Annotated in this window: 1 tRNA gene and 1 rRNA gene; both read left to right on the top strand. The window is 29.5% G+C overall.

Features of this window, described 5'->3' with window-relative positions:
* Positions 1-66: 66 nt before the first annotated feature.
* Positions 67-139, top strand: a tRNA-Val gene (locus ACYVEA_RS34540).
* 347 nt (positions 140-486) lie between these two features.
* Positions 487-1,029, top strand: a 23S ribosomal RNA gene (locus ACYVEA_RS34535); the annotation flags it as partial.

Here is a 1,029-nt window from a genome sequence, read left to right as displayed (position 1 = left end):
CTATAGTTATAACTATAAAACAAAAAAACTAAATATAATATTACTTTATAAAGTGATATAAAAAAAAAGGAATTAACTCAATTGGTAGAGTATCTGTTTTACACACAGAAAGTTAAGCGTTCGAACCGCTTATTCCTTAAATTCCTTAACTTAATGGTAAAGTGTGCTTTTGATAAGAGTATTATCAGCGTTCGATTCGCTGAGGAATTAAAGATTTTAAAGTAAATTAAAAAAATATATTTAATTGATAAATAGGAAGATTGTCCGAGAGGTTTAAGGAGGCATACTTGAAATATGTTAATTATATAAAATAACATTGGTTCGAATCCAATATCTTCTGAATAATTTACGGGTTAAGGCCAGTTTGGTAAGGCACTCTGTTTGGGTCAGAGAGATCCTATGTTCGATCCATAGTAACCCGAAAAAAAAATTATAAATTTATAAGAAATATAAATGATACGAAATAAAAATTTATACATAAATCTATGTAAGTATATAAAGAGACTATTAGGGAAATTTAGCTATGTATTAAAGAGTATAAAAAATTTAAACCCGAATAATAAGGTTAATAAACTCTAAGAGAAATCAAATAATAAACGAAGTGAATTGAATCATCTTATTAGCTTCAGGAAAAGAAATCAAAAGAGATTCTATGATTAGCGTGAGTAAAAATAGAAAAGTCTAAATAATAAGTAAAATGGACATAAAGCTGTTTGAACTTTATGGGGAACCTTCCTCAAAGACTAAATATAATACATAAGCGATAGTAAAACAGTACCGTGAGGGAACAAAAGTAGAAATAGTAGTTTTATAAGCAGCTCGAGTTTAAACAAGAGCGTACCTTTTGCATAATGGGTCACCAAGTTAATTTTAGGTGTGAGCAAACGCGTAGTTAAACCGATCATAAAAAAAATGAATAATATCTAAAATTAGACCCGAAGTACAGTGATCTTACCATGGTCAGGACTATAAAGGTCCGAACGGGTTATCGTTGCAAAGATATCCGAGGAACTGTGGTAAGTATAGTGA

Source organism: Spirosoma jeollabukense, assembly GCF_054777855.1.
This window is presented reverse-complemented; position numbering and strand designations above follow the sequence as displayed.